Raw genomic sequence first — 21,946 nt, forward strand, 5'->3', positions numbered from 1 at the left:
AAAAATAAAATTTTTTTAATTATAAAAAATCCGCCTTTTTAATAAATAATAAAATCCCCACCACAATCGTTTGATGCCTGCTTAAAAAAATATCCTCTTTGCCGTGTCAAACCCCCCCCCCCCCCGAAGTAGAATGACGGCATTTATTTTCAATGTGCTAGGAAAAACGCGAATGAATAAAATCAATGATTTTATAGACATTGTGGAGAAATTTATGGTAGAGGGGCAAAAAGGCGATCATCGCTATCGTACGTTTGATTTTTGCTATGCCTATTTTCATCCCATCAATAAGTCAAAACGCGAAATGACTACCGCTTGTTATGTGCTATGGAGTTATTTAGCCAGTTGGGGAATGTTGCGTAATAGCTTTTTGTTAAACAAAAATCCTGCGTATTTAATCAATTTAATCCAGTTTATCTTTGATCAAGATGAGGCGTTATGGGAAATCCAAATTGAACCGCAAAATTACGCCAAAATTGCTCAACTTTATGATAATGTTGCTGCACAGTTTAAAAATCAATCGCCAACCATTACCTTAATCACCAAAATATTGCTCGGTGTGTTTGGTATCATGCCTGCTTATGATCGTTATTTTCGTGCCACTTTTAGTGAAATTTCAGCACAATATGGCGGAAAATATCATTCATTTCATCAGTTTCAACCCACATTTGATGTGCTTTTTCACTTTATTCAAGCTCATCAAGGCGAAATTCGCCAACTGCAAGACCATTTAAACATCATCGATTTTTATGGCAACGCTACCGAATTACATTATCCCATAGCCAAAATTATCGATATGTATGGCTTTAACCAATCCTTTTTTATTCACCAACCCACATTAACTAACCTAGAGGAAATGACTATGGTCAAAAAAAATGCAACGTTAAATCAGTATCTCATTGAACAAGAAGACAGCGGCAAAATCAATGTGCTATCGCAATATGAAGACGGCACAGTCAAAGCTAGTCTGCGTGAAATCGCCGAAGCCATCGGCTTTGAATTTGATTCCGCTTGGACAACCCAACAATTTGGTCGCCGTTTGGCGGATTTCGTGGAAAACGCCAACGAAATCATCGCCAAAGAGGCGGTTTATCGGGTGCAAATTTTAGAAAATAATAAAGTGAACACGTTCAAATACAAAACCGATTACTCCACCAAAGAAGCCTTGCGTGAGTTGGCGAAATTGGTTGATGGATTTGCTGTTGATGAAAAATGGAACACCCAGCAACTTGGCTCAAAATTAATTGATGTGATTAATGGTTAATTTTTAACAATAAGGAGAGATTTATGGATTCCGTATTAAGTATTTTATCAAGCGTTATTCTGTTTGTTTATAACATCATTGCCACCGTTGTGGTTTGGATTTGGGATTTAATTGTCGGCTTTTTTAGCTTTTTGGCGGATATTCCCATTACGCAATATAGCTGGCTCAATGCGATTATTGCTTTTGTGATTTTAATGGTGTTAATTGGGATTATTAATTCTGTGATTAGTTCTATTAAAGCAAAAGCAAGAGCGGCTGAAGAAGAGAAAGCAAGAGAACTCCGTAGAATAAAAGAAGAGGAACTAGAGAAAGAATATCGAATTGCGAGAAGAAAAAGATGGGAAGAAGAAAACACTTGCCCTGAATGTCAAGCCATTGGTGAATTTGTTTTAGACAGAACCGAAGAAATAGATCGATACGATACAAATAAAGAAGTTGAAGAAAAATTAGCAAATGGTAAAACAAAAACTCGACACATTAAATGTACTAAGGTAGTAGAAAGAGAACATTATCATTGTGATGAGTGCGGTTATAAATTTACTGTAACCCTAGAAGCCAGAGAACTAGATTAATCATTAAAAGCGTAATGAAATTTCCCATTACGCTTTTTTTCAACGCTCACGACACAAAAAATTTCCTTTAATTTTACCGCACTTTATGCCACAATGACCGCCATCTTTTTCAGCTGAATTTAGGAAAATACGATGACAGAATATGCCTTAGATACCATTCTTGCCCAAGCGGGCAATCGCACCGATTCCCGTACGGGAGCGGTTTCTACCCCTATTTTTCTTTCTACCGCTTATGGGCACCATGGCATTGGTGAAAGTACGGGGTTTGATTATACCCGCACCAAAAACCCGACCCGAGTGGTATTAGAAGAAACCATGGCGAAATTAGACGGCGGTGATGCGGGGTTTGCCTTTGCCTCGGGCATGGCGGCGATTCAGGTATTAATGAGTTTATTTAAGGCGCCGGATGAATGGTTGGTGTCCAGTGATGTGTACGGCGGTACCTATCGGTTATTGGATTTTTGTTATAAAAATAACCATGGCGTGAAACCCGTGTATGTGAATACGGCGGAAGTCAGTGCCATTGAGGTGGCCATTACTCCTCATACCAAAGCGATTTTTGTGGAAACCCCCTCCAATCCATTAATGGAAGAATGTGATGTGGCAGCGATTGCAAAAGTCGCCAAAAAACATAATTTGTTATTAATTGTGGATAATACCTTTTTAACCCCAATGCTTTATCGTCCAATGGAAGATGGGGCGGACGTGACGATTTACAGTGGTACCAAATATATTGCGGGTCATAATGATGTGTTAGCGGGCTTGATTGTGGCAAAAGGTCAGGAATTATGTGATCGTTTGTTCTATATTCAAAATGGGGCAGGCGCTGTGTTGTCGCCGTTTGATTCTTGGTTAACCATTCGTGGCTTGAAAACGCTGTCATTACGTATGCAACGTCATCAGCAAAATGCACGGGAAATTGCCGAATTTTTACGTCAACAACCGCAAATTACGGATGTATTGTATTCTAACAAAGGCGGGATGTTGTCGTTCCGTTTGCAAGATGAAAATTGGGTTAATCCTTTCTTAAAAGCCATGAAATTGATTACCTTTGCGGAAAGTCTTGGCGGAACCGAAAGTTTTATTACTTATCCCGCCACCCAAACCCATATGGATATTCCCGAGGCGGAGCGGATTGCTCGTGGTGTGTGCAATCGCTTATTGCGTTTCTCCGTAGGGCTAGAAGATGTCGAAGATATTAAACAAGATTTGCGTCAAGCCTTGGCGGCTTGTTGTAAGTAAGGTTTCACAAATTGAAATGATTGATTAAATAAAGGGTGATAATTTTATAGCTGTGTTATGATATTTTCAGCTTTAGGGTATCGCCCTGAAATGATTTCAAATTTATACTATTAAAAAAGGAATGAAAAATGGCAGATGTATTACATGTAACCGATGCGTCATTTGAAGCAGATGTGTTAAATTCAGATGTACCTGTATTATTAGATTTTTGGGCGCCTTGGTGTGGTCCTTGTCGTATGGTTGGCCCGATTTTGGAAGATCTTGCTAAAGAATATGGTGATAAAGTCAAAATTGTAAAAATGAACATTGATGATAACCAAGGAACACCAGCACAATTTGGCGTGCGTGGGATTCCAACGTTGCTTTTATTCAAAGAGGGAAAAGTGCTCGCTACGCAAGTGGGTGCGGTGCCAAAAACACAATTAGCCTCATTTGTTAATCAAGCATTATAATCTTGAAAACGCCTAGCGGATGCTAGGCGTTTTTGTTTAGCTGTTCTCTTTGGTTTTCTTCACGCATAATCCCGCATGGCGTTCTTGGTTATCCCATACATGGTTAATCCGCATTTTATTGCCTTTCAATTCAGTGATTTCAATATTCACAGGTTTTCCGTCGTTAGCGTTTTGAGTAAATGTCTGAAAGATTTTTTGTTCAAATTCGTTTAATTCAGGACTGTTTTTGAGCTTTTGTTCCGTTTCTTTGGAATGAATTTTGCCAAAAACATAGTTGGTACTGGTTTCTGACAACATATTTCCTTTCAGTTCCCAATGTCCTGTATGGTGACTTTCATAAGTAAAAGTTTTTTGGAAATTTATTATCCCGATGCCTAGTGATGTGCCATCCGCTTGAAAATCAAATTGATCCAATGATTCCACGCCTAAACGGGGATAGAAAATTTGACATGTCCATTCGCCGATAATGTCGCTCGGCAAAACAACAGGATTTTCCACCGCACTTGCCAATGCAGGGAAGATCGTGATTAAGCATAGTCCATATAATTTATTGATTTTCATCGGCTTTGTTCTCGTAATTTTTGCAAAATCGTTTTCATATTTTTATCTAACGGGGCGGTTAATTGCAAGGTTTCCCCTGTTTTGGGGTGTTCAAAACGAATATTAAAGGCATGTAAAAATAAACGATCTAACCCAAGTGCGGTCATTTCTTCATCAAATTTTTTATCCCCGTATTTATCATCTAAGGCAATCGGGTGGCCTGCATGCAAGGTATGCACTCGAATTTGATGGGTTCGTCCTGTGACGGGGGAGGCTTTGACTAAGGTCGCATTGGTATAACGTTCTTCAATGCTAAAACGGGTTTCACTCGGTTTACCTTGTTCGCTCACTTTGACAATGCGTTCACCGCTCGCCAATTCATTTTTGAGTAACGGGGCTTGAACCACTTTTACATGGGATTGCCACTGTCCACGCACCAAGGCCAAGTAGTCTTTTTGCACGGTTTTAATGCGTAACTGTTCATGTAAATTGCGTAAGGCAGAGCGTTTTTTTGCCACTAATAAAATCCCCGACGTATCTCGGTCGATACGATGGACTAATTCCAGAAATCTGGCCTCAGGACGCAATGCACGCAAGCCCTCAATCACCCCAAAACTTAAGCCACTGCCGCCATGTACGGCAATGCCTGAGGGTTTATTGATCACCAATAAACAATCGTCCTCAAAAATAATTTGGCTTTCTAATTGCGCCACCTTATTCAGTTTGGTGGAAATCGGCGCTTGGGCTTTTTCTGATACTCGCACAGGCGGCACTCGCACCACATCACCCGCTTGTAATTTATATTCTGGTTTAATGCGCCCCTTATTTACTCGCACTTCGCCTTTTCGCACAATACGATAAATCAGGCTTTTTGGCACGCCTTTGAGCTTGGTTAATAAATAATTGTCGATACGTTGCCCCGCCTCATCAGCCGAAATATCGAGCATTTTGACGGAGGCATTAATAATAGCGTTGGGTTGGTTTGTCATAAAATTGTGTTTTTCAGGAAAAATTAGTCGGATTTTAACATAATTAACAAATAATTAAAATTGCTGAAATACCTTGCTAAAAAGCGGTATTACGTCCATAATAATACAGATTTTGCCTAGGCAAAATTAATGAAGTTTTGTTAATTTATCAATTAATGCGGTTTAGACATAAGACATTAATTTTTAACGAAATATGTGATTATTACGCCGATTTATCCTGTGGTTTTAGACACAAATTTTGGATAACCCAATCAATGCACCCAGTCTTTGACAGTCGAGATGACAGGCATAGGACGAAAAACACGAGGTCGATTGCGGAAATTTTTTGCTTGAAATTTATTCAAATGAGCAAAGTGCGGTGTGTTTTAATCGAATTTATTAAAATAAAAATGAGAAAATTTTTACAATGAAAAGAATGTTAATTAATGCGACTCAAAAAGAAGAGTTGCGTGTTGCGTTAGTCGATGGACAACGCTTATTTGATTTGGATATTGAAAGTCCAGGTCACGAACAAAAAAAAGCCAATATTTACAAAGGGAAAATTACCCGTGTAGAACCGAGTTTGGAGGCCGCCTTTGTAGATTACGGCGCTGACCGTCACGGTTTCTTACCGTTAAAAGAAATTGCCCGTGAATATTTTCCTGCCGGTTATAGCTATAACGGCCGCCCGAACATCAAGGATGTGATTAAAGAGGGGCAAGAAGTCATTGTGCAAGTGAACAAAGAAGAACGAGGTAATAAAGGCGCCGCCTTAACCACGTTTGTTTCACTGGCCGGTAGTTATTTAGTGATCATGCCAAATAACCCAAGAGCGGGCGGGATTTCTCGCCGCATTGAGGGTGATGAACGCCTTGAATTAAAAGATGCCTTGAGTTCATTGGATGTGCCAGATGGCGTGGGTTTAATTGTGCGTACCGCTGGGGTAGGCAAATCGCCTGAAGAATTACAATGGGACTTGAAAGTCTTATTACATCACTGGGATGCCATTCAAACCGTGGCAAAAAGTCGCCCTGCACCGTTTTTAATTCACCAAGAAAGTGATGTGATCGTGCGTGCGATCCGCGATTATTTGCGCCGTGATATCGGCGAAATCTTGGTGGACAGCCCGAAAGTGTTTGAGAAAGCCAAAGCCCATATCAAGCTCGTTCGCCCTGATTTCTTAAATCGCATTAAATTGTACCAAGGTGAAGTGCCGTTATTCAGCCATTATCAAATTGAATCACAAATTGAATCCGCTTTTCAACGTGAAGTGCGTTTGCCATCAGGTGGTTCCATTGTAATTGATGCCACTGAGGCCTTGATTGCCATTGATATTAACTCCGCCCGTTCGACTCGTGGTGGGGATATTGAAGAAACCGCCTTAAATACTAACTTAGAGGCAGCGGATGAAATTGCTCGTCAATTACGTTTGCGTGACTTAGGTGGATTAGTGGTCATTGACTTTATTGACATGACCCCGATTCGTCACCAACGTGAAGTGGAAAATCGCATTCGTGATGCGGTGCGTCAAGATCGTGCCAGAATTCAAATTAGCCGTATTTCTCGTTTTGGCTTGTTGGAAATGTCACGTCAGCGTTTAAGCCCGTCTTTAGGTGAATCTTCACATCATATTTGCCCACGTTGCCAAGGCACGGGTAAAGTGCGTGATAATGAAAGTTTATCCCTTTCTATCTTGCGTTTAATCGAAGAAGAGGCCTTAAAAGAAAATTCAAAACAAGTGCAATGTATTGTGCCGGTGGAAATCGCCTCTTATTTATTAAACGAAAAACGTCAAGCGATTCAAAGTATTGAAAAACGTCATGATGTGGATGTGGTGGTAGCACCAAATCAAGCCATGGAAACCCCGCACTTTAAAGTGGTGCGCTCTCGTGATGGCGAAGATGCTGGTGTATTAAGTTATAATTTAGCCAAATTATACGAAGATAAAGAAGATATTTATACCCCTGCGGAAACCAGTTCCACGGCGAACAGTACTGACACCTCCGCCAGTGAAAATGTGGCAGAAATGGCAGCCTTGTCTATGACCATTTCAGAGGCTGCGCCGATTGTTGAAACCAAAGTGGAAACTAAACCATCTTTCTTTGCACGTTTGTGGGCAGGTTTCAAAGGGTTATTTAGCAACGAACCGACACCAGAAGAAAAACCGGTAAACACTCGCCAACGTCAGCCTCGTAATGACCGTCGTAATAACCGTAAACCACGCAATGAGCGTACGGAACGTAATACGACGGCTAAACTAAATGAGGAGACGTCAAGCGAAAAAACAACCTCTTCTCGTCCAGAACGCAATAATCGCCGTAACGCCCGTAAAACGCAAGTTGAGGACACAAGCGTTGTAGCGAATAGCGTTGAAAAACAAGCCAATGTGACCATTGCAGAGGCGACAGAAGAAAAAGCCCCTGTTCGCCAACGTCGGGAACGTCGTGATGTGCGTAAACGTGTACGAATTGGTCAAGAGGCAAATGAAACGGTTGTAGAAAATACGCATATTGCGCCATTGGCCGAACCGATAACGCAACCTGTGGCGGAAAAAGTCACGGAAAGCATGGCAGAAAGCACCTTGACATCAGCGCTAGCAACGGAAAGTGTAGCAAACGTGACGGAAAATGCGGTACCGCAAAATGAGCGTCGTGAACGTAACAATAACCGTCGTTTACCTCGTCATTTACGGGTGAACAATCAACGTCGTCGCCGTCAAGAAAATGCCTCACCAATGCCGTTATTTGCTGCGGTGGCCTCGCCAGAATTGGCCAGTGGTAAAGTGTGCATTGATTATAGTGCGGTGCAAAAAGCCAAAGAAAATAATTTCTTATCGGTGGATGAATTGTTACAACAGCAAGGTCAGTCAGCCGTAACTGAGGACGTTGTGCCAGTGATTCCATTGGTGGCTAAGGAAGAAAAAGTCGCCAGCCAGCCTTTAGGTTTTGTGACGCAGCCTGCTAATGAAGCCGTTGAGAAAAAAGTACAGCAATCTTTGGAACGTTTAAATGAAGAACAACGTATCCTAGAAGAACAAGCCGCACAAGCTGAAACAGCGGTAGCCCCAGTAGTTACGGAGCAAGCGGTGAAACCTGTCGAGGTTGTTGAAAAGACGGCTCGTGCTTATCAGTTTACAGGACGACTAGGTACGGTGTCTGCGGTACAGCATGTGAAAGCCGAGATGACCTTAGCCCAAGCCAGTGCAGAATTAAATCCGGCTTATGAGATTGTGCAATGGAAAGACAGCCGTTATTATTTCCACGGCAAAGGCTCAGCGGGTCATCATTGTGCGGTAAGCCATGTGTTTAGTGAGCCAACCAAAGCCGCAGCGGAATAAACATGTAAACAATGAAAATCCGATGATATTCATCGGATTTTTTATGGAAATTCAGTATGCAACAGAATATTTACTCGGTGACACAACTCAATAGCGCAGTGCGAAATAGCCTTGAGGGGCAGTTTGGCGCCATTTGGTTGTCGGGGGAAATTTCCAATTTTACGCAACCCGTCTCGGGGCATTGGTATCTGACCTTAAAAGATGAACATGCGCAAGTACGCTGTGCCATGTGGCGGATGAAAACGCAACGGGTCAATTTTCGACCACAAAATGGCATGCAAGTCTTGGTTCGAGCGGGCGTTAGTTTGTATGAGCCTCGTGGCGATTATCAGTTGATTTTAGAGAGTATGCAACCCGCCGGTGATGGGCTATTACAACAACAGTTTGAACAGTTGAAAATGCAGTTAGCCGCCGAGGGCTTGTTTGCTCAACATTTGAAGAAAAAGCTACCGCACTTTTGTCAGTCGGTGGGCGTGGTCACTTCGGCAACTGGTGCAGCGTTACAAGATATTTTACAGATTTTAAAACGCCGTGATCCTAGTTTGCATGTAGTGATCTACCCGACCCAAGTACAAGGCAAAGAGGCCTCGCTAGAAATTGTGAAAATGATTGAGCTAGCCAATCAACGCCAAGAAGTGGATGTGCTGATCGTCGGACGGGGCGGCGGTTCATTGGAAGATTTATGGTGCTTTAATACAGAACCCGTGGCACGGGCTATTTTTCACTCGAGCTTGCCGATTATCAGTGCGGTAGGGCATGAAACCGATGTGACGATTGCGGATTTTGTGGCAGATTTACGTGCGCCGACGCCCTCTGCCGCAGCTGAATTGGTGAGCCGTGATCAGGGGCAATTATTACAGCAATTAACCGATCAGCAGCAACGCTTAGATCGGGCATTGGATCGCTTATTTGAACAAAAATATCAGCAACTGCGCCATTTGCAAATGCGTTTGCAACATCAGCATCCGCAAGCTAGATTAGCCTTGCAACAACAGCAAACGGCACAATTAACCCAACGATTAGCCAGAGCTATGCAACATTGTTTGGGAAAAAAACGGGATAATTTCACCGCACTTTGCCGACGTTTGGATAATAATCCCGTGCCTTATCGCTTGCAAAAGCAACAACAGCATATTCAGCAATTAAATGTGCGGTTAAATTTAGCGTTAAAACATAATTTACGCCAGAAACAGCAGCGTTTAGCCCATTGCTGTGGCAAAATGGACAGTTTGAGTCCGTTGAAAGTGTTAGCTCGAGGCTATGCCATTGCAGAAAATGCACAAGGGAAAGCGATTACGTCTGTGCAACAGGTCAGTGTCGGCCAACCTATGCAAACCATTGTTTCAGATGGCACCATTTTCAGTGAAATCAAACAAGTGATGGTCAAACCAAATGAGGCAAAATAGCTGTCTACTGAACTAATTGAAAAGTTGATAGTCCAAACACGAACAAATTTGAATAAGATAACAGAATGAAAAAATGGAATGGAAAATGAAATGACGGAGAAAGCACTAATTGAAGTGAAACATCTCACGTTTAAACGGGGTGAGCGTACTATTTACGACAATCTCAATTTGCGCTTTGCCGAAGGCAAAATCACAGCCATTATGGGGCCGTCGGGAATTGGTAAAACCACCTTATTAAAGTTAATCGGTGGACAGCTTACCCCTGAGCAAGGCGAGATTTTATTTGACGGTGACGATATTTGTAAAATGTCGAACAGTCAACTCTATAAAGCACGTCAGCGAATGGGCATGCTGTTTCAATCGGGGGCATTGTTTACGGACATGTCAACCTTTGATAACGTGGCTTATCCGATTCGTGAGCATACTCGGTTACCCGAAGAATTAATTCGTAAAATTGTGCTGATGAAATTAGAGTCCGTCGGTTTACGGGGTGCGGCAGAGTTAATGCCGTCAGAACTTTCAGGTGGCATGGCACGTCGTGCGGCATTGGCTCGTACCATTGCTTTGGATCCTGATTTGATTATGTATGATGAACCCTTTACCGGACAAGATCCGATTAGTATGGGTGTGATTATTAGCTTAATCAAACGGCTCAATGAGGCCTTGAATTTGACCTCTATCGTGGTTTCTCATGATGTGCAAGAAGTGTTAAGTATCGCAGATTACGCTTATATTATTGCGGATAAGCGAGTGATAGCGGAAGGCACGCCGGATATTTTATTAAAAAGTACCGATCCACAAGTGGTGCAATTTATCCAAGGGCAAGAAGATGGGCCGGTACATTTCCATTTTCCTGCCAATGACAGGGTGGAGGATTTATTTAAATGATCGTGAAATTGATCTCCGCACTGGGTGCCACGGTGATACATTCCGTGCGTGCCTTAGGGCGGTCGGGGTTTATGTTGTGGGGAGCGTTGGTTGGTAAACCACAATTTCGTAAACATGCACCATTATTAATCAAACAGTTACATGTTCTAGGCGTGCAGTCTTTGCTGATTATTTTGCTCTCGGGCTTTTTTATCGGTATGGTACTAGGCTTGCAAGGCTATGTGGTGTTGGTGGATTTTGCTGCCGAGGCCAATGTGGGGCAGTTAGTGGCGTTATCCTTATTGCGTGAATTGGGTCCAGTAGTGACCGCCTTGTTATTTGCAGGGCGAGCGGGTTCTGCCTTAACCGCCGAAATTGGTTTAATGAAAGCCACGGAACAGCTTTCTAGCCTTGAAATGATGGCTGTGGATCCACTCCGTCGTGTGATTGCACCACGTTTTTGGGGCGGCATTATTTCCATGCCAATTTTAGCGGTATTATTCACCGCAGTTGGGGTGATTGGTGGTGCGTTAGTTGGCGTGGATTGGAAAGGTATTGATGACGGCAGTTTTTGGTCAGTCATGCAAAATGCAGTTTCTGTGCAGGATTTGTGGTATGGCTTTATTAAAAGCATCGTCTTTGCTTTTGCTGTGGTTTGGATTGCATTATTTAACGGTTATGATTGTGTGCCAACCTCAGAGGGGATTAGCCAATCTACCACAAAAACCGTGGTGAATGCGTCATTATTAGTGTTAGGTTTAGATTTTGTATTAACGGCGATGATGTTCGGCGGTTAATGAGAGTTATTTTTTTATTAGGTATAAATTATGCGACAAACAATTAAATATGAATTCTGGGTAGGTTTATTTTTATTACTCGGTATTGGAGCTTTGGTTTTTATGGGCTTAAAAGTGGCCAATGTGCAAGGCTTTGGTGAACAAAAATCTTATCATATCACGGCAACTTTTGATAATATTGGCGGTCTTAAAGTGCGGGCACCATTAAAAGTGGGCGGCGTGGTGATTGGACGGGTAAGCAATATTTCACTTGATGAACAGCTTTATTTACCGGTGGTTACTATCGCTGTTAATGAAGAATACAATCAGATTCCTAATAACAGTTCGCTTTCGATTAAAACATCGGGCTTATTGGGTGAACAATATATTTCACTCAGCATCGGATTCGATGATGGTGATACACAGATGTGGAAAGAGGGCAGTAAAGTGCTAGACACCAAATCCGCAATGGTATTAGAAGATCTTATCGGCCAATTCTTATATGGCGATAAAGACAAAAAAGAAGAATCAACCGTTGAAACACCAACGGTTCAATAATTAAATTTAGGAAAGCAATTTAATAGGAGTATTTATGACAATGCAATTTAAACAATGGTTATCAAAAATAATCGTAATTTTCACCGCACTTTTTGCCGTGCAAGCGGTGATGGCAAATGATCCTTATACCTTGACACAACAATTATCGGATAAATTATTTAGCGAAATTAAGCAAAGCCAAAGCAAAATTCAGCAAGATCCGAATTATTTAAAAACCATTGTGCATCAAACATTGATGCCACACGTTTATGTGCAATATGCGGGGATAGCAACGATCAATCCTTATCATAAAACCGCAACGAAAGAACAATTACAACAGTTTTATACGGTTTTCGGTCAGTATATTGAACAGCAATATGCTCAAATTCTAACGTTGTATAAAGATCAAAAAATTACGGTAGAGAAACCTAAAAATCTTGATGATGAAATAGTACAAGTTACTATTAAGCTGTTCTTAAATTCAAATGCTGCACCAACCAATATCGTGTTTTATTGGAAGAAAAATAAAGCGGGTGAATGGAAAGCCTACGATATGTTTACTAGCGGTGGTGGTATGATTAATACGAAGAAAAATGAATGGGCGCCAATTTTACGTACTAAAGGTATTGATGCTTTAACTGAGATTTTGTCAAAAGCAGCGAATAATCCGATTACCATTGAAAAATAATATATTTTGATTAATCTGATTAGATTTTATTATGTGATTTATTATCTAAGTGAATAAATAAGGATAAGAAAATGAAATTCAGAAAAACGTTATTAAAATTAATGTTAGTTTTATCGACTCTTTTTGTTGTTCAAGCATTTCAGGCTGCGATGGCAACAGAAGAACCTTATGAATTAACGCAGAAAATATCTGACAATTTATTTAAAGATATTCAATCCCAGCATACAGAAATAAAATCTAATCCAAATATCTTGAAATCAATCGTTCATCAGGATCTTATGCCTTATGTCAATGCGTGGGCTGAAGTTGTTTTAAGCACGCATTCAGAAACGCTACATTCCATGACGCTTGAGAAAAGACAAGAACTTAACAGTGCATTTGAAAAATATATTGAAACGGTTTTTTCTTATTGGATAGCGGCATACAACGATAGTAAAAGTGTTGAAATGTTACAACCAGAAACGCTTGATCAGAATGAAAAGTATGCCATGATGAGTGTAATGTTAACTCAGAAAGACCAACAGCAACAGATACTTACTTTTTATTGGCGTAAAAATTCAAGAATCAATAAATGGTTTATATATGATTTGAAATTTTTTACAGGTCTTCATCAAGTTTCTCCTTTAGAGGGAATGCGAGCACATAATAAAGAGGCATTAGATAAAGGTGGTGTGGATGCTTTAATATCACACGTACTCAAATTTTCTAAGAGAACTGTGGATCTTAAAAAATATTTAGAATTATTTAAATCAGGGAAATAAACGTTAACGATGCAAGCTGAAAAACTAACATGGTCGGCCGTGCAAAATAATGATAGAATAACGCTCCAACTTGTTGGAGAGTTATCTCGTGATACGTTGTTGCCATTATGGCAACAACGTTTCGCTTTTTTATCAGAAAAGCAACTGGCTGACAACAATATTCAATGGGATCTCGCACAGATTCATCGTATTGACAGTGCGGGATTTGCCTTATTATGTGATTTGATCGCCTATTGTAAAAAAGTGATGTCATCACATAACAACATAACCTTAATCAATGTCCCAGAGCAATTATTGACATTGGCAGATTTATTTAATTTAAATGATTGGCTCAACCCATTGATAACAAAATAATTAATTAGATTGGAAAACTATGGAACCGAAAAAAATTGAAGAGATTTTGAAAGAAAAACTTAATCTTTCTGAAGTCTATGCACAAGGCGAAAATGCCCATTTTGGCGTGATTGTGGTGAATAATGAGATTGCCGCTTTATCTCGTGTTAAGCAGCAGCAAACCATTTATGCGCCATTAATGGACTATTTCACCACAGGTGAAATTCATGCGTTAACCATTAAAACGTACACCGTGGAAAAATGGAAACGTGATCGCCTCTTAAACTCAATGAATTAAGGAAAAAATGATGCAAAAATTTCGTGTTTATGGCCAATCTCGTTTAAACGGTAGCGTACAGATTTCAGGTGCGAAAAATGCCGCTTTGCCGATTCTTTTTGCGGCCATTTTGGCTGAAGAACCGGTAAAATTAACTAATGTCCCCGAATTAAAAGACGTGGATACCACCTTTAAAATTTTGCGTAAATTAGGTGTGAACGTAGAACGTGATGCGGATAAAGCGGTATTAATTGATGCGAGTCAAATCAATCATTATGTGGCACCATATGAATTGGTGAAAACCATGCGAGCCTCGATTTGGGCATTAGCGCCGTTATTGACGCGTTTTCATGAGGGACAAGTTTCTCTCCCTGGCGGTTGTACCATTGGTGCCAGACCCGTAGATATGCACATTGCGGGGTTAGAAAAAATGGGGGCCAGCATTGAACTTGACGAGGGTTATGTTAAAGCCAGTGTGCGAGGTCGTTTATTCGGTGCCAAAGTTTACATGGATAAAGTCAGCGTCGGGGCAACATTGTCGGTCATGATGGCAGCAACCTTAGCCACAGGCACCACGGTAATTGAAAATGCGGCACGTGAACCCGAAGTGGTGGATACGGGGGTTTTCCTCAATAAGATGGGGGCCCAAATTACAGGTTTAGGTTCCGATACGATCACCATTGAGGGCGTTGAGCGTTTAACCGGTTGTGAACACAGCATTGTGCCAGATCGTATTGAAACGGGGACATTTTTGATCGCTGCTGCCGTGTCGGGAGGGCGCATTCAATGTGTGGGTACCAAAGCCGATACCCTTGAGGCGGTGATTGAAAAATTACGTGAAGCAGGCATGCAAGTGGATGTCACAGAAGATACCATTACTTTAGATAGTTTGGGACAACGTCCAAAAGCGGTGAATATTCGCACCATGCCACACCCCGGTTTCCCAACCGATATGCAAGCGCAATTTACCTTATTAAATGCGGTTGCCGAGGGGACCAGTAAAATTACCGAAACCATTTTTGAAAACCGTTTTATGCACGTGCCAGAATTAATCCGCATGGGGGCAAAAGGCGAAATTGAGGGAAATACCGCCTTAATTCATGGGGTCGAACATCTTTCTGGTGCGCAAGTGATGGCGACTGATTTACGAGCGTCCATCAGTTTAGTGTTGGCGGGTTGTATTGCCTCGGGTGAAACCATTGTGGATCGGATTTATCATATCGATCGGGGTTACGAACATATTGAGCAAAAACTACGTGGATTAGGCGCAAAAATTGAGCGTTTTTCTGAAAATTCAGAAGAATAAAGGCGAATAAGTTATTGGGTTCAATAAAGTGCGGTGAAAAAATATAAATTTTTTCACCGCACTTATTAATTGCTTGCTTATCATTATTGAAAGCTCTAAAATACGCCAGTTTTTTGTACTGAAAATAAACCGAACAAGGATATTCTGTTAATATGCACATTTTTCAATTCCCCGTTCGGGTATATTATGAAGATACTGATGCGGGCGGTGTTGTTTATCACGCCCGTTATCTGCATTTTTACGAGCGAGCAAGAACAGAATTTTTACGCTCTTTGCATTTTTCACAGCAACATTTATTAGCGGAACAAGGCATTGCCTTTGTGGTCAAATCCATGTCGATTGATTACCAATTTCCAGCAAAATTAGATGATTTGTTGATGGTGGAAACCAAAGTAGAAGAAATGAAAGGGGCGACGATTTTTTTCTCGCAATGCCTGAAACGAGAAAATCAAGTATTAAGCGTGGCTACTGTGAAAGTAGCCTGTGTTGATCTAGGCAAAATGAAACCTGTGGCACTTCCAAAGGAAGTCAAAGCCGCATTTAGTCAATAATTTTCGGAGCTATGCAATGACTGCTGAATTGAACTTTTTAGATTTATTTCTAAAGGCGAGTATCGTCGTTCAAATTGTAATTTTTATTTTAATTATGTTCTCGATTGTCTCTTGGGCAATTATTATTCAACGTAGCCGTGTGCTAACTAGAGCATTAAAAGATTCCACGGCCTTTGAAGATCGTTTTTGGTCTGGTGAAGACTTAACTAAACTTTATGATGGTTTAGAAAATCGTCGTGATATGGTCATGACGGGCAGTGAGCAAATTTTCTATGCCGGCTTTAAAGAATTTGTGCGTTTAAAACAAGTAAATCCGGATGCACCAGAAGCCATTATGATGGGCAGCACTCGAGCCATGAATTTAGCCATGAACCGTGAAATTGAAGATCTCGAAACTCGAGTACCTTTTTTAGCCACCGTGGCATCGGTTAGTCCTTATATCGGATTATTTGGTACCGTGTGGGGAATTATGCACGCCTTTATGGCGTTAAGTGGCGCCAAACAAGCAACCTTACAAATGGTGGCACCTGGGATCGCTGAGGCCTTGATTGCGACGGCCATTGGTTTATTTGCTGCGATTCCTGCGGTGATGGCTTATAACCGTTTAAGTTTACGTGTCAATAAATTGGAGCAAAATTATGGTAACTTTATTGATGAATTTACCACGATTTTGCAACGCCAAGTATTTGCTAAAAACTAAGCAAAATAAAGAGATTTTACACCGCACTTTTTGAGATTAACAGGTAAAGTGCGGTTGATTTGAATGACGTTTTAGAGGTTTATATGGCTTACCGCCGTCGTAGAGAAAAAGCGATTAAATCTGAAATTAATATTGTGCCATTTTTGGACGTATTATTAGTTTTAGTGTTAATTTTTATGGCTACTGCACCGATTATCAGCCAAAGTGTGCAAGTGGATTTACCGGATGCCGTTGAAACGCAGTCGGTATCCAATGAAGATAAAGTCCCTGTGATTTTAGAAGTCGCAGGTGTGGGGCAATATGCGATTTCCATTGCGGGAGAACGTTCCGAAGGACTGACTGAAGAAATGGTGACGCAAATGACCAAACAGGAATTTGAGAAAGATCCTAATACCATGTTTTTAATCGGTGGGGCCAATGATGTGCCTTATGAAGAAGTGATTAAAGCATTGAATTTACTTCATTTAGCGGGCATTAAATCGGTTGGTTTAATGACGGATCCCATTTAGGCAGTAGGATAGATTGTGAGAAATAATCGACAAAAGAAAGAAACCAATGCGTTACTGATTTCAGTGATATTGCATAGCATTTTGTTCGGTTTGTTAATTTTGAGTTCACTGGTTTATCATCCGCTTGAAGTGATGGGCGGGGGCGAAGGTGATGGCGATATGATCGGTGCGGTCATGGTCGATACGGGGGCAGCCGCACAGGAATGGGGGCGTATTCAGCAGCAGAAAAAAGGGCAGGCAGAAAAAGCCAAGAAAGAACCCGAAGAAGTGATTGAAAAGCCAGCACCAGAACCGAAGCCAGTTGTTGACGAGAAAAAGATTGAGCAAGAGAAACTTGAGCAACAAAAAGAACAACAACGCCAAAAACAACTAGAACAGCAAAAAGCTAAACAAGAGGCGTTAGAAAAAGCCAAACAAGAAGCCGAGGCAAAAGCGAAAAAAGAAGCGGAAGCGGCTAAATTAAAAGCGGACGCTGAGGCAAAACGTTTAGCAGCGGTCGCTAAACAAGCAGAAGAAGAGGCCAAAGCAAAAGCGAACCAAGAAAAAGTAGCCAAAGAAAAAGCGGAGAAAGCGGCTAAAGAAAAAGCTGAAAAAGCGGAGAAAGAAAAAGCCGATAAAGAAGCCAAGGCGAAAGCAGAAAAAGAAGCAAAAGCCAAAGCGGAAAAAGAGGCCAAAGCAAAAGCCGAGAAAGAGGCTAAAGCTAAGGCAGATGCTGATGCCAAGGCAAAAGCTGACGCTAAGGCGAAAGCGGATGCTAAAGCCAAGCAAGCAGCGTTAGATGATTTCCTGAATGGTGGTGATATCGGTGGTGGCAGTGCCTCAAAAGGGGGGAATGCTAACAAAGGTGGTAGCCAAGGTTCCGGAGCAGCACTCGGCGCAGGTGACGGTGGCAAAGTCGGTGATCAATATGCGGGTGTGATTAAAAAAGAAATCAAGCGTCGCTTTATTAAAGATCCTAGCTTTGCAGGAAAAGTATGTAGTATTAAAATTCAGTTAGCACGTGATGGTACCATATTGGGTTATCAGCGTGTCTCGGGGCCTGATGATATCTGTTCCGCCGCATTAAGTGCAGTGGCAAGAACAAAAAAAGTGCCAGCCGCACCGAGTGACGAAGTTTATAATAAATATAAAAATCCAACGATTGATTTTGACTTAAAATAACGATTTTTAGGAAAGTAACATTAACCAACATTAACCAACATTAACCATAAGGTGGGATGATGAAATTAGTAGCTCGCAAATTAATGGCTCAATTATTGAGTGTATTTGCCGTATTCTTTTTAGCATTAAGCACAGCACAAGCTGATGACGAAGTGCGTATTGTGATTGACGAGGGTGTTGAGGGTGCCAGACCGATTGCGGTCGTACCATTCAAAACCAATGGCTCGGTGCCAGAAGATATTGCCAAAATTATTTCTGATGATTTACGTAATAGTGGAAAATTTAACCCTGTTGCCGTGAGCCAAATGCCACAACAACCGGGTTCAGCCTCTGAAGTGACACCTGATGCGTGGGCATCTTTAGGGGTGGATGCTATAGTGGTTGGACAAGTGACAGCCACAGGTGGCGGTTATAATATCGCATATCAGTTAGTGGATACTATTGGTGCGTCAGGTTCAGCGGGTGCAGTATTAGCACAAAATTCTTTCACCGTGACAGCAAAATTCATTCGTTTTGGCGCACACACGGTGAGTGATGAGGTGTTTGAAAAAATCACCGCCATTAAAGGTGCATTTAGAACACGTATTGCTTATGTGGTACAAAAAAATGGTGGTTCACAACCTTATGAAGTGCGTGTAGCAGACTATGATGGTTTCAATCAATTTGTGGTTAACCGTAGTTCAGAGCCGATGATGTCACCGGCATGGTCACCAGACGGTAAACGTTTAGCGTATGTTTCTTTTGAAAATAAAAAATCACAACTTGTGGTTCAGGATTTAGGTTCTGGTGCCAGAAAAGTGGTGGCGTCATTCCCTGGACATAATGGCGCACCGGCTTTTTCACCAGATGGTAGTCGTTTAGCTTTTGCCTCTAACCAAGATGGTCAGCTAAATATCTACGTAATGGGTTCGAATGGTGGACATGCGGCCAAATTGACGAGCGGTGCAGGCAATAATACAGAGCCGAGCTGGACGCCAGATGGACGTATCTTGTTTACCTCCGATAGAGGCGGTTCGCCTCAAGTTTACTCAATGAGTGCCTCCGGTGGTGGTGCTTCATTAGTAGGTTCAGGTGGCAAAAGTTATAGCGGACAAGTCAGTGCTGATGGTAAAACCATGGTTATGATTTCAGGCGATCATGTGATAAAAAAAGACCTTGTAACAGGGAAAATTGATACCTTAAGTTCAACATTCCTTGATGAAAGTCCAAGTATTTCACCAAATGGAATTATGATTATTTATAGCTCTACCCAAGGCTTAGGAAAGGTGCTACAATTAGTATCTGCAGACGGACGCTTTAAAGCACGCTTGCCAGGAAGTGACGGACAAGTGAAATTTCCAGCTTGGTCACCCTATTTAACAAAGTAAAGACAAAACTCTAAGGAGAAAAAATTAAATGAAATTAGCAAAATTATTGTTAGTTGCCCCAGTATTAGCATTAGCTGCATGTAGTTCATCAAACAATGATGCAAGCGGTATGGCCGGTGCGAACGCAGATGCAAATGGCCAAACTTACGGCGGTTTATCTGTTCAAGATTTACAAACTCGTTATAACACTGTTTACTTCGGATTCGATAGCTATTCAGTTGAAGGCGAATATCAACAATTGTTAGATGCGCACGCACAATACTTAAATGCGTCTAAAGCAAATATCACAGTATCTGGTCACGCTGATGAACGTGGTACACCAGAGTACAACATTGCTTTAGGTCAACGTCGTGCAGATGCAGTAAAATCTTACTTAGCAGCAAAAGGTGCAAGCGTATCAACAGTTTCTTACGGTGAAGAAAAACCAGCTGTTGCTGGTCACAACGAAGCTGCATACAGCAAAAACCGTCGTGCAGTGTTAGAATACTAATTTAAAACGTATTTTATAGTTTGACGAAACAGGCCTTAGTTCATAAGGTCTGTTTTATTTTGATGGTTTTGAAACTGTTTGATAATTTCGCTGTATCTTTCGAAGATTGGCGACTATTCGTGCAAATAGACTAAAAAATTAAAATAACTATTGATTATTAAATTTAAATCCGTAATATATGCACTCGTTGCTTGACGTTGTTCGTCAGAATAAGTAACACAGTGGGCCGTTAGCTCAGTCGGTAGAGCAGCGGACTTTTAATCCGTTTGTCGAAGGTTCGAATCCTTCACGGCCCACCACTTAATTAAATACCATTTTTTAACCCCAAAAATAACAACTTCCCAGACGGGTCGTTAGCTCAGTTGGTAGAGCAGCGGACTCTTAATCCGTTAGTCAAGGGTTCGAATCCCTTACGACCCACCATGATTTATCCTCTCAAATTTTGCTCTAAATTAGAATAATCTCAACAGTCTGTCAGTCACCCAATTTTCCCTCATTTTGTGATCTCCATTCCAAAAAACGATCGTTTTTCTTGTGCTGTGTTTATTTTCTTTTTAAAGTGAGGTTAAAAAAGAGAAGATGTTATGAAGAATGGGTTTACGTTGTTGGAAATGATGATCACCTTGTTGATTATTAGTGTGTTGGCGTTGGTGAGCTTGCCTGCTTGGCAAGGGGATAATCAACGGATTTTAGCGAAAGAACAACAGCGGTTATATTTGTTTTTACGTCAAATACAAGTCCGTGTGGAAAATTCAAATCAAATTTGGTATCTCATTCTCAATCGGGATATCAGCCAGCAACGTTGGTGTGTAACGGCTCAAATAAAATCTGACACAATTTGTGATTGCTTTAATCCTCATTTTTGTCCAGATAATCTGTCGGCTCAATTTTATTCGCCTCTTACTCCACAGCATAGCATGATTACGGCGAAAGCCTATTATCCACAAAAATTAATTAGTTTTAATGGTACCAGAAATTCGTCGGATTCAGGCTGTTTTATGTTACACAATGCTCAATCAAGAACCTTGTTCTCCTTTTCAAATTTAGGACGAATTCGTTTTAAGAGCGATCAAGCTGAAAATGCTTGTAGTGGAGGAGCAGAAGAATGATCCAGTTTTATAAAGGGCAGAGTTTATTAGGCTTGATGCTTAGTTTGGCGTTATCTTCCTTATTGTTGTGGGTGATGGTGCAATTTTATACCGATTCACAACGGCAAAATCAGCATATGTTATGGCAGTTGCAATTACAAACGGAACTACAGCGAGCATTGCAAACCATGGCAAAAGATTTACGGCGAGCGGGCTTTCGTGCGTTATCGGCGAAAGTGACACAGGAAAATTTTTCTTTATTTGAGCTAGATGAAATGGGAACCAGTGTGGGAATTTATCCGATGACAGGTGAAAGTGCGGTGAAAAATAATTGTGTTTTATTTTTTTATGATCTGGATGGTAACGGTTGCTTGGGTTCGACCGCAAAGCAATGTGCGAAAAATGAACAAAATGCCACCTCGGAAGTGGGGCGAGAATTATTGGGTTATCGGAAAAATGGTCTAATTTTAGAAAGTCGAACTTATGGCAATAAAGCCAATACTAAATGTAAAAAAGCGGAATGCCAAGGGTATTTGCAACAAAAAGCCTGTCAAGATTTGGGCTGGAGCAAAATGTTAGATGAAGACCAGTATGAGGTGACAGATTTTCAACTCACTTGGTTAGAGAATACTAAACAATATAAAGGGTTAAGGCTTTACTTAGCAGGGCGATTAAAACAATATCCCGCTATTCAGTATGAAAGTTCGGTGGTTATTCCATTACTTAATCAGCCACTCACACAGGAGTAATAATG

At 41.2% G+C, this 21,946-nt stretch carries 24 protein-coding genes and 2 tRNA genes; 24 read left to right on the forward strand and 2 right to left on the reverse strand.

All coding sequences use genetic code 11. The features are described from left to right. The first annotated feature begins 172 nt into the window (after positions 1 to 172). The 4 genes from ACTG7L_RS10080 (at position 173) to trxA (ending at position 3,530) form a co-directional block, all read left to right on the forward strand. Positions 173 to 1,264: a hypothetical protein gene (locus ACTG7L_RS10080; RefSeq protein ID WP_439328434.1), complete on the forward strand. Its 1,092-nt coding sequence runs from the start codon at positions 173 to 175 to the stop codon at positions 1,262 to 1,264. Between the two features lie 23 nt (positions 1,265 to 1,287). Next, positions 1,288 to 1,836: a hypothetical protein gene (locus ACTG7L_RS10085; protein ID WP_439328435.1), complete on the forward strand. Its 549-nt coding sequence runs from the start codon at positions 1,288 to 1,290 to the stop codon at positions 1,834 to 1,836. Between the two features lie 132 nt (positions 1,837 to 1,968). Then, positions 1,969 to 3,078 (forward strand): methionine biosynthesis PLP-dependent protein, encoded by a 1,110-nt coding sequence (locus tag ACTG7L_RS10090; RefSeq protein WP_439328436.1) that lies wholly within the window; start codon positions 1,969 to 1,971, stop codon positions 3,076 to 3,078. Between the two features lie 128 nt (positions 3,079 to 3,206). Then, entirely contained in the window at positions 3,207 to 3,530 is a 324-nt protein-coding gene (gene trxA / locus ACTG7L_RS10095; RefSeq protein WP_439243442.1) for a thioredoxin, read from the forward strand. 36 nt (positions 3,531 to 3,566) lie between these two features. Here the strand turns inward: trxA and ACTG7L_RS10100 are convergent, their stop codons facing one another. Both ACTG7L_RS10100 and rluC read right to left on the reverse strand, forming a co-directional pair. Then, entirely contained in the window at positions 3,567 to 4,091 is a 525-nt protein-coding gene (locus ACTG7L_RS10100) for a hypothetical protein (protein ID WP_439328437.1), read from the reverse strand. Next, complete coding sequence (gene rluC / locus ACTG7L_RS10105; protein ID WP_439328438.1) at positions 4,088 to 5,059, reverse strand: 23S rRNA pseudouridine(955/2504/2580) synthase RluC; 972 nt, start codon at positions 5,057 to 5,059, stop codon at positions 4,088 to 4,090. Before rluC ends, ACTG7L_RS10100 begins: the two co-directional genes overlap by 4 nt. A gap of 406 nt (positions 5,060 to 5,465) precedes the next feature. On the opposite strand from rluC, the gene rne reads away from it, so the two are divergent. The 20 genes from rne (at position 5,466) to ACTG7L_RS10205 (ending at position 21,941) form a co-directional block, all read left to right on the forward strand. Further along, a complete protein-coding gene (rne, locus tag ACTG7L_RS10110) occupies positions 5,466 to 8,375 on the forward strand; it encodes a ribonuclease E (protein ID WP_439328439.1) in 2,910 nt (969 codons plus the stop codon). Between the two features lie 56 nt (positions 8,376 to 8,431). Continuing rightward, positions 8,432 to 9,781, forward strand: a complete 1,350-nt coding sequence (gene xseA, locus ACTG7L_RS10115; protein WP_439328440.1) for an exodeoxyribonuclease VII large subunit — start codon at positions 8,432 to 8,434, stop codon at positions 9,779 to 9,781. A 90-nt stretch (positions 9,782 to 9,871) separates the two neighbouring features. Beyond that, positions 9,872 to 10,669, forward strand: coding sequence for an ATP-binding cassette domain-containing protein (locus tag ACTG7L_RS10120; protein ID WP_439243427.1), 798 nt, complete (start codon positions 9,872 to 9,874; stop codon positions 10,667 to 10,669). After that, positions 10,666 to 11,445, forward strand: a complete 780-nt coding sequence (gene mlaE, locus ACTG7L_RS10125; RefSeq protein WP_439328441.1) for a lipid asymmetry maintenance ABC transporter permease subunit MlaE — start codon at positions 10,666 to 10,668, stop codon at positions 11,443 to 11,445. Before ACTG7L_RS10120 ends, mlaE begins: the two co-directional genes overlap by 4 nt. Before the next feature lie 30 nt (positions 11,446 to 11,475). Then, positions 11,476 to 11,982 carry an outer membrane lipid asymmetry maintenance protein MlaD gene (mlaD, locus tag ACTG7L_RS10130; protein WP_439328442.1) on the forward strand — a complete coding sequence of 169 codons (507 nt, stop codon included), beginning with the start codon at positions 11,476 to 11,478 and terminating at the stop codon, positions 11,980 to 11,982. A 34-nt stretch (positions 11,983 to 12,016) separates the two neighbouring features. Continuing rightward, a complete protein-coding gene (locus ACTG7L_RS10135) occupies positions 12,017 to 12,649 on the forward strand; it encodes an ABC transporter substrate-binding protein (protein WP_439328443.1) in 633 nt (210 codons plus the stop codon). A gap of 71 nt (positions 12,650 to 12,720) precedes the next feature. Further along, positions 12,721 to 13,410 (forward strand): ABC transporter substrate-binding protein, encoded by a 690-nt coding sequence (locus ACTG7L_RS10140; protein ID WP_439328444.1) that lies wholly within the window; start codon positions 12,721 to 12,723, stop codon positions 13,408 to 13,410. 9 nt (positions 13,411 to 13,419) lie between these two features. Continuing rightward, a complete protein-coding gene (locus ACTG7L_RS10145) occupies positions 13,420 to 13,764 on the forward strand; it encodes an STAS domain-containing protein (protein WP_439328445.1) in 345 nt (114 codons plus the stop codon). 19 nt (positions 13,765 to 13,783) lie between these two features. Then, positions 13,784 to 14,041 (forward strand): BolA family protein, encoded by a 258-nt coding sequence (locus tag ACTG7L_RS10150; RefSeq protein WP_439328446.1) that lies wholly within the window; start codon positions 13,784 to 13,786, stop codon positions 14,039 to 14,041. Between the two features lie 10 nt (positions 14,042 to 14,051). Beyond that, positions 14,052 to 15,326 carry a UDP-N-acetylglucosamine 1-carboxyvinyltransferase gene (gene murA, locus ACTG7L_RS10155; RefSeq protein ID WP_439328447.1) on the forward strand — a complete coding sequence of 425 codons (1,275 nt, stop codon included), beginning with the start codon at positions 14,052 to 14,054 and terminating at the stop codon, positions 15,324 to 15,326. Positions 15,327 to 15,478: 152 nt separating this feature from the next. After that, positions 15,479 to 15,877: a tol-pal system-associated acyl-CoA thioesterase gene (ybgC, locus tag ACTG7L_RS10160; RefSeq protein ID WP_439258426.1), complete on the forward strand. Its 399-nt coding sequence runs from the start codon at positions 15,479 to 15,481 to the stop codon at positions 15,875 to 15,877. Between the two features lie 16 nt (positions 15,878 to 15,893). After that, the gene (tolQ, locus tag ACTG7L_RS10165) at positions 15,894 to 16,577 is read left to right on the forward strand and encodes a protein TolQ (RefSeq protein WP_439328448.1); all 684 of its coding nucleotides are present in this window, start codon (positions 15,894 to 15,896) and stop codon (positions 16,575 to 16,577) included. Positions 16,578 to 16,660: 83 nt separating this feature from the next. After that, positions 16,661 to 17,086, forward strand: a complete 426-nt coding sequence (tolR, locus tag ACTG7L_RS10170) for a colicin uptake protein TolR (RefSeq protein WP_439243402.1) — start codon at positions 16,661 to 16,663, stop codon at positions 17,084 to 17,086. Positions 17,087 to 17,101: 15 nt separating this feature from the next. Beyond that, entirely contained in the window at positions 17,102 to 18,247 is a 1,146-nt protein-coding gene (tolA, locus tag ACTG7L_RS10175; RefSeq protein WP_439328449.1) for a cell envelope integrity protein TolA, read from the forward strand. A gap of 83 nt (positions 18,248 to 18,330) precedes the next feature. Beyond that, positions 18,331 to 19,614, forward strand: coding sequence for a Tol-Pal system beta propeller repeat protein TolB (gene tolB, locus ACTG7L_RS10180; protein ID WP_439328461.1), 1,284 nt, complete (start codon positions 18,331 to 18,333; stop codon positions 19,612 to 19,614). Between the two features lie 28 nt (positions 19,615 to 19,642). Then, positions 19,643 to 20,104 carry a peptidoglycan-associated lipoprotein Pal gene (pal, locus tag ACTG7L_RS10185; protein ID WP_439328450.1) on the forward strand — a complete coding sequence of 154 codons (462 nt, stop codon included), beginning with the start codon at positions 19,643 to 19,645 and terminating at the stop codon, positions 20,102 to 20,104. A gap of 223 nt (positions 20,105 to 20,327) precedes the next feature. Beyond that, a tRNA-Lys gene (locus ACTG7L_RS10190) sits at positions 20,328 to 20,403 on the forward strand. Positions 20,404 to 20,451: 48 nt separating this feature from the next. Beyond that, positions 20,452 to 20,527 (forward strand) — tRNA-Lys (locus tag ACTG7L_RS10195). A 161-nt stretch (positions 20,528 to 20,688) separates the two neighbouring features. Then, positions 20,689 to 21,213: a prepilin-type N-terminal cleavage/methylation domain-containing protein gene (locus ACTG7L_RS10200; protein ID WP_439328451.1), complete on the forward strand. Its 525-nt coding sequence runs from the start codon at positions 20,689 to 20,691 to the stop codon at positions 21,211 to 21,213. Then, a complete protein-coding gene (locus tag ACTG7L_RS10205) occupies positions 21,210 to 21,941 on the forward strand; it encodes a hypothetical protein (RefSeq protein ID WP_439328452.1) in 732 nt (243 codons plus the stop codon). The genes ACTG7L_RS10200 and ACTG7L_RS10205 overlap by 4 nt, the downstream gene beginning before the upstream one ends. Positions 21,942 to 21,946 lie beyond the last annotated feature (5 nt).

The sequence above is a fragment of the Lonepinella sp. BR2357 genome, assembly GCF_051851525.1.
In the GTDB taxonomy this organism is placed as follows: Bacteria; Pseudomonadota; Gammaproteobacteria; order Enterobacterales; family Pasteurellaceae; genus Lonepinella.

Excerpts from the sequence above, each read along its gene's own strand:
- ACTG7L_RS10080 (WP_439328434.1), top strand. The coding sequence starts at position 173 with ATGAATAAAATCAATGATTTTATAGACATTGTGGAGAAATTTATGGTA.
- ACTG7L_RS10085 (WP_439328435.1), top strand. The coding sequence starts at position 1,288 with ATGGATTCCGTATTAAGTATTTTATCAAGCGTTATTCTGTTTGTTTAT.
- ACTG7L_RS10090 (WP_439328436.1), top strand. The coding sequence starts at position 1,969 with ATGACAGAATATGCCTTAGATACCATTCTTGCCCAAGCGGGCAATCGC.
- trxA (WP_439243442.1), top strand. The coding sequence starts at position 3,207 with ATGGCAGATGTATTACATGTAACCGATGCGTCATTTGAAGCAGATGTG.
- ACTG7L_RS10100 (WP_439328437.1), bottom strand. The coding sequence starts at position 4,091 with ATGAAAATCAATAAATTATATGGACTATGCTTAATCACGATCTTCCCT.
- rluC (WP_439328438.1), bottom strand. The coding sequence starts at position 5,059 with ATGACAAACCAACCCAACGCTATTATTAATGCCTCCGTCAAAATGCTC.
- rne (WP_439328439.1), top strand. The coding sequence starts at position 5,466 with ATGAAAAGAATGTTAATTAATGCGACTCAAAAAGAAGAGTTGCGTGTT.
- xseA (WP_439328440.1), top strand. The coding sequence starts at position 8,432 with ATGCAACAGAATATTTACTCGGTGACACAACTCAATAGCGCAGTGCGA.
- ACTG7L_RS10120 (WP_439243427.1), top strand. The coding sequence starts at position 9,872 with ATGACGGAGAAAGCACTAATTGAAGTGAAACATCTCACGTTTAAACGG.
- mlaE (WP_439328441.1), top strand. The coding sequence starts at position 10,666 with ATGATCGTGAAATTGATCTCCGCACTGGGTGCCACGGTGATACATTCC.
- mlaD (WP_439328442.1), top strand. The coding sequence starts at position 11,476 with ATGCGACAAACAATTAAATATGAATTCTGGGTAGGTTTATTTTTATTA.
- ACTG7L_RS10135 (WP_439328443.1), top strand. The coding sequence starts at position 12,017 with ATGACAATGCAATTTAAACAATGGTTATCAAAAATAATCGTAATTTTC.
- ACTG7L_RS10140 (WP_439328444.1), top strand. The coding sequence starts at position 12,721 with ATGAAATTCAGAAAAACGTTATTAAAATTAATGTTAGTTTTATCGACT.
- ACTG7L_RS10145 (WP_439328445.1), top strand. The coding sequence starts at position 13,420 with ATGCAAGCTGAAAAACTAACATGGTCGGCCGTGCAAAATAATGATAGA.
- ACTG7L_RS10150 (WP_439328446.1), top strand. The coding sequence starts at position 13,784 with ATGGAACCGAAAAAAATTGAAGAGATTTTGAAAGAAAAACTTAATCTT.
- murA (WP_439328447.1), top strand. The coding sequence starts at position 14,052 with ATGCAAAAATTTCGTGTTTATGGCCAATCTCGTTTAAACGGTAGCGTA.
- ybgC (WP_439258426.1), top strand. The coding sequence starts at position 15,479 with ATGCACATTTTTCAATTCCCCGTTCGGGTATATTATGAAGATACTGAT.
- tolQ (WP_439328448.1), top strand. The coding sequence starts at position 15,894 with ATGACTGCTGAATTGAACTTTTTAGATTTATTTCTAAAGGCGAGTATC.
- tolR (WP_439243402.1), top strand. The coding sequence starts at position 16,661 with ATGGCTTACCGCCGTCGTAGAGAAAAAGCGATTAAATCTGAAATTAAT.
- tolB (WP_439328461.1), top strand. The coding sequence starts at position 18,331 with ATGGCTCAATTATTGAGTGTATTTGCCGTATTCTTTTTAGCATTAAGC.
- pal (WP_439328450.1), top strand. The coding sequence starts at position 19,643 with ATGAAATTAGCAAAATTATTGTTAGTTGCCCCAGTATTAGCATTAGCT.
- ACTG7L_RS10200 (WP_439328451.1), top strand. The coding sequence starts at position 20,689 with ATGAAGAATGGGTTTACGTTGTTGGAAATGATGATCACCTTGTTGATT.
- ACTG7L_RS10205 (WP_439328452.1), top strand. The coding sequence starts at position 21,210 with ATGATCCAGTTTTATAAAGGGCAGAGTTTATTAGGCTTGATGCTTAGT.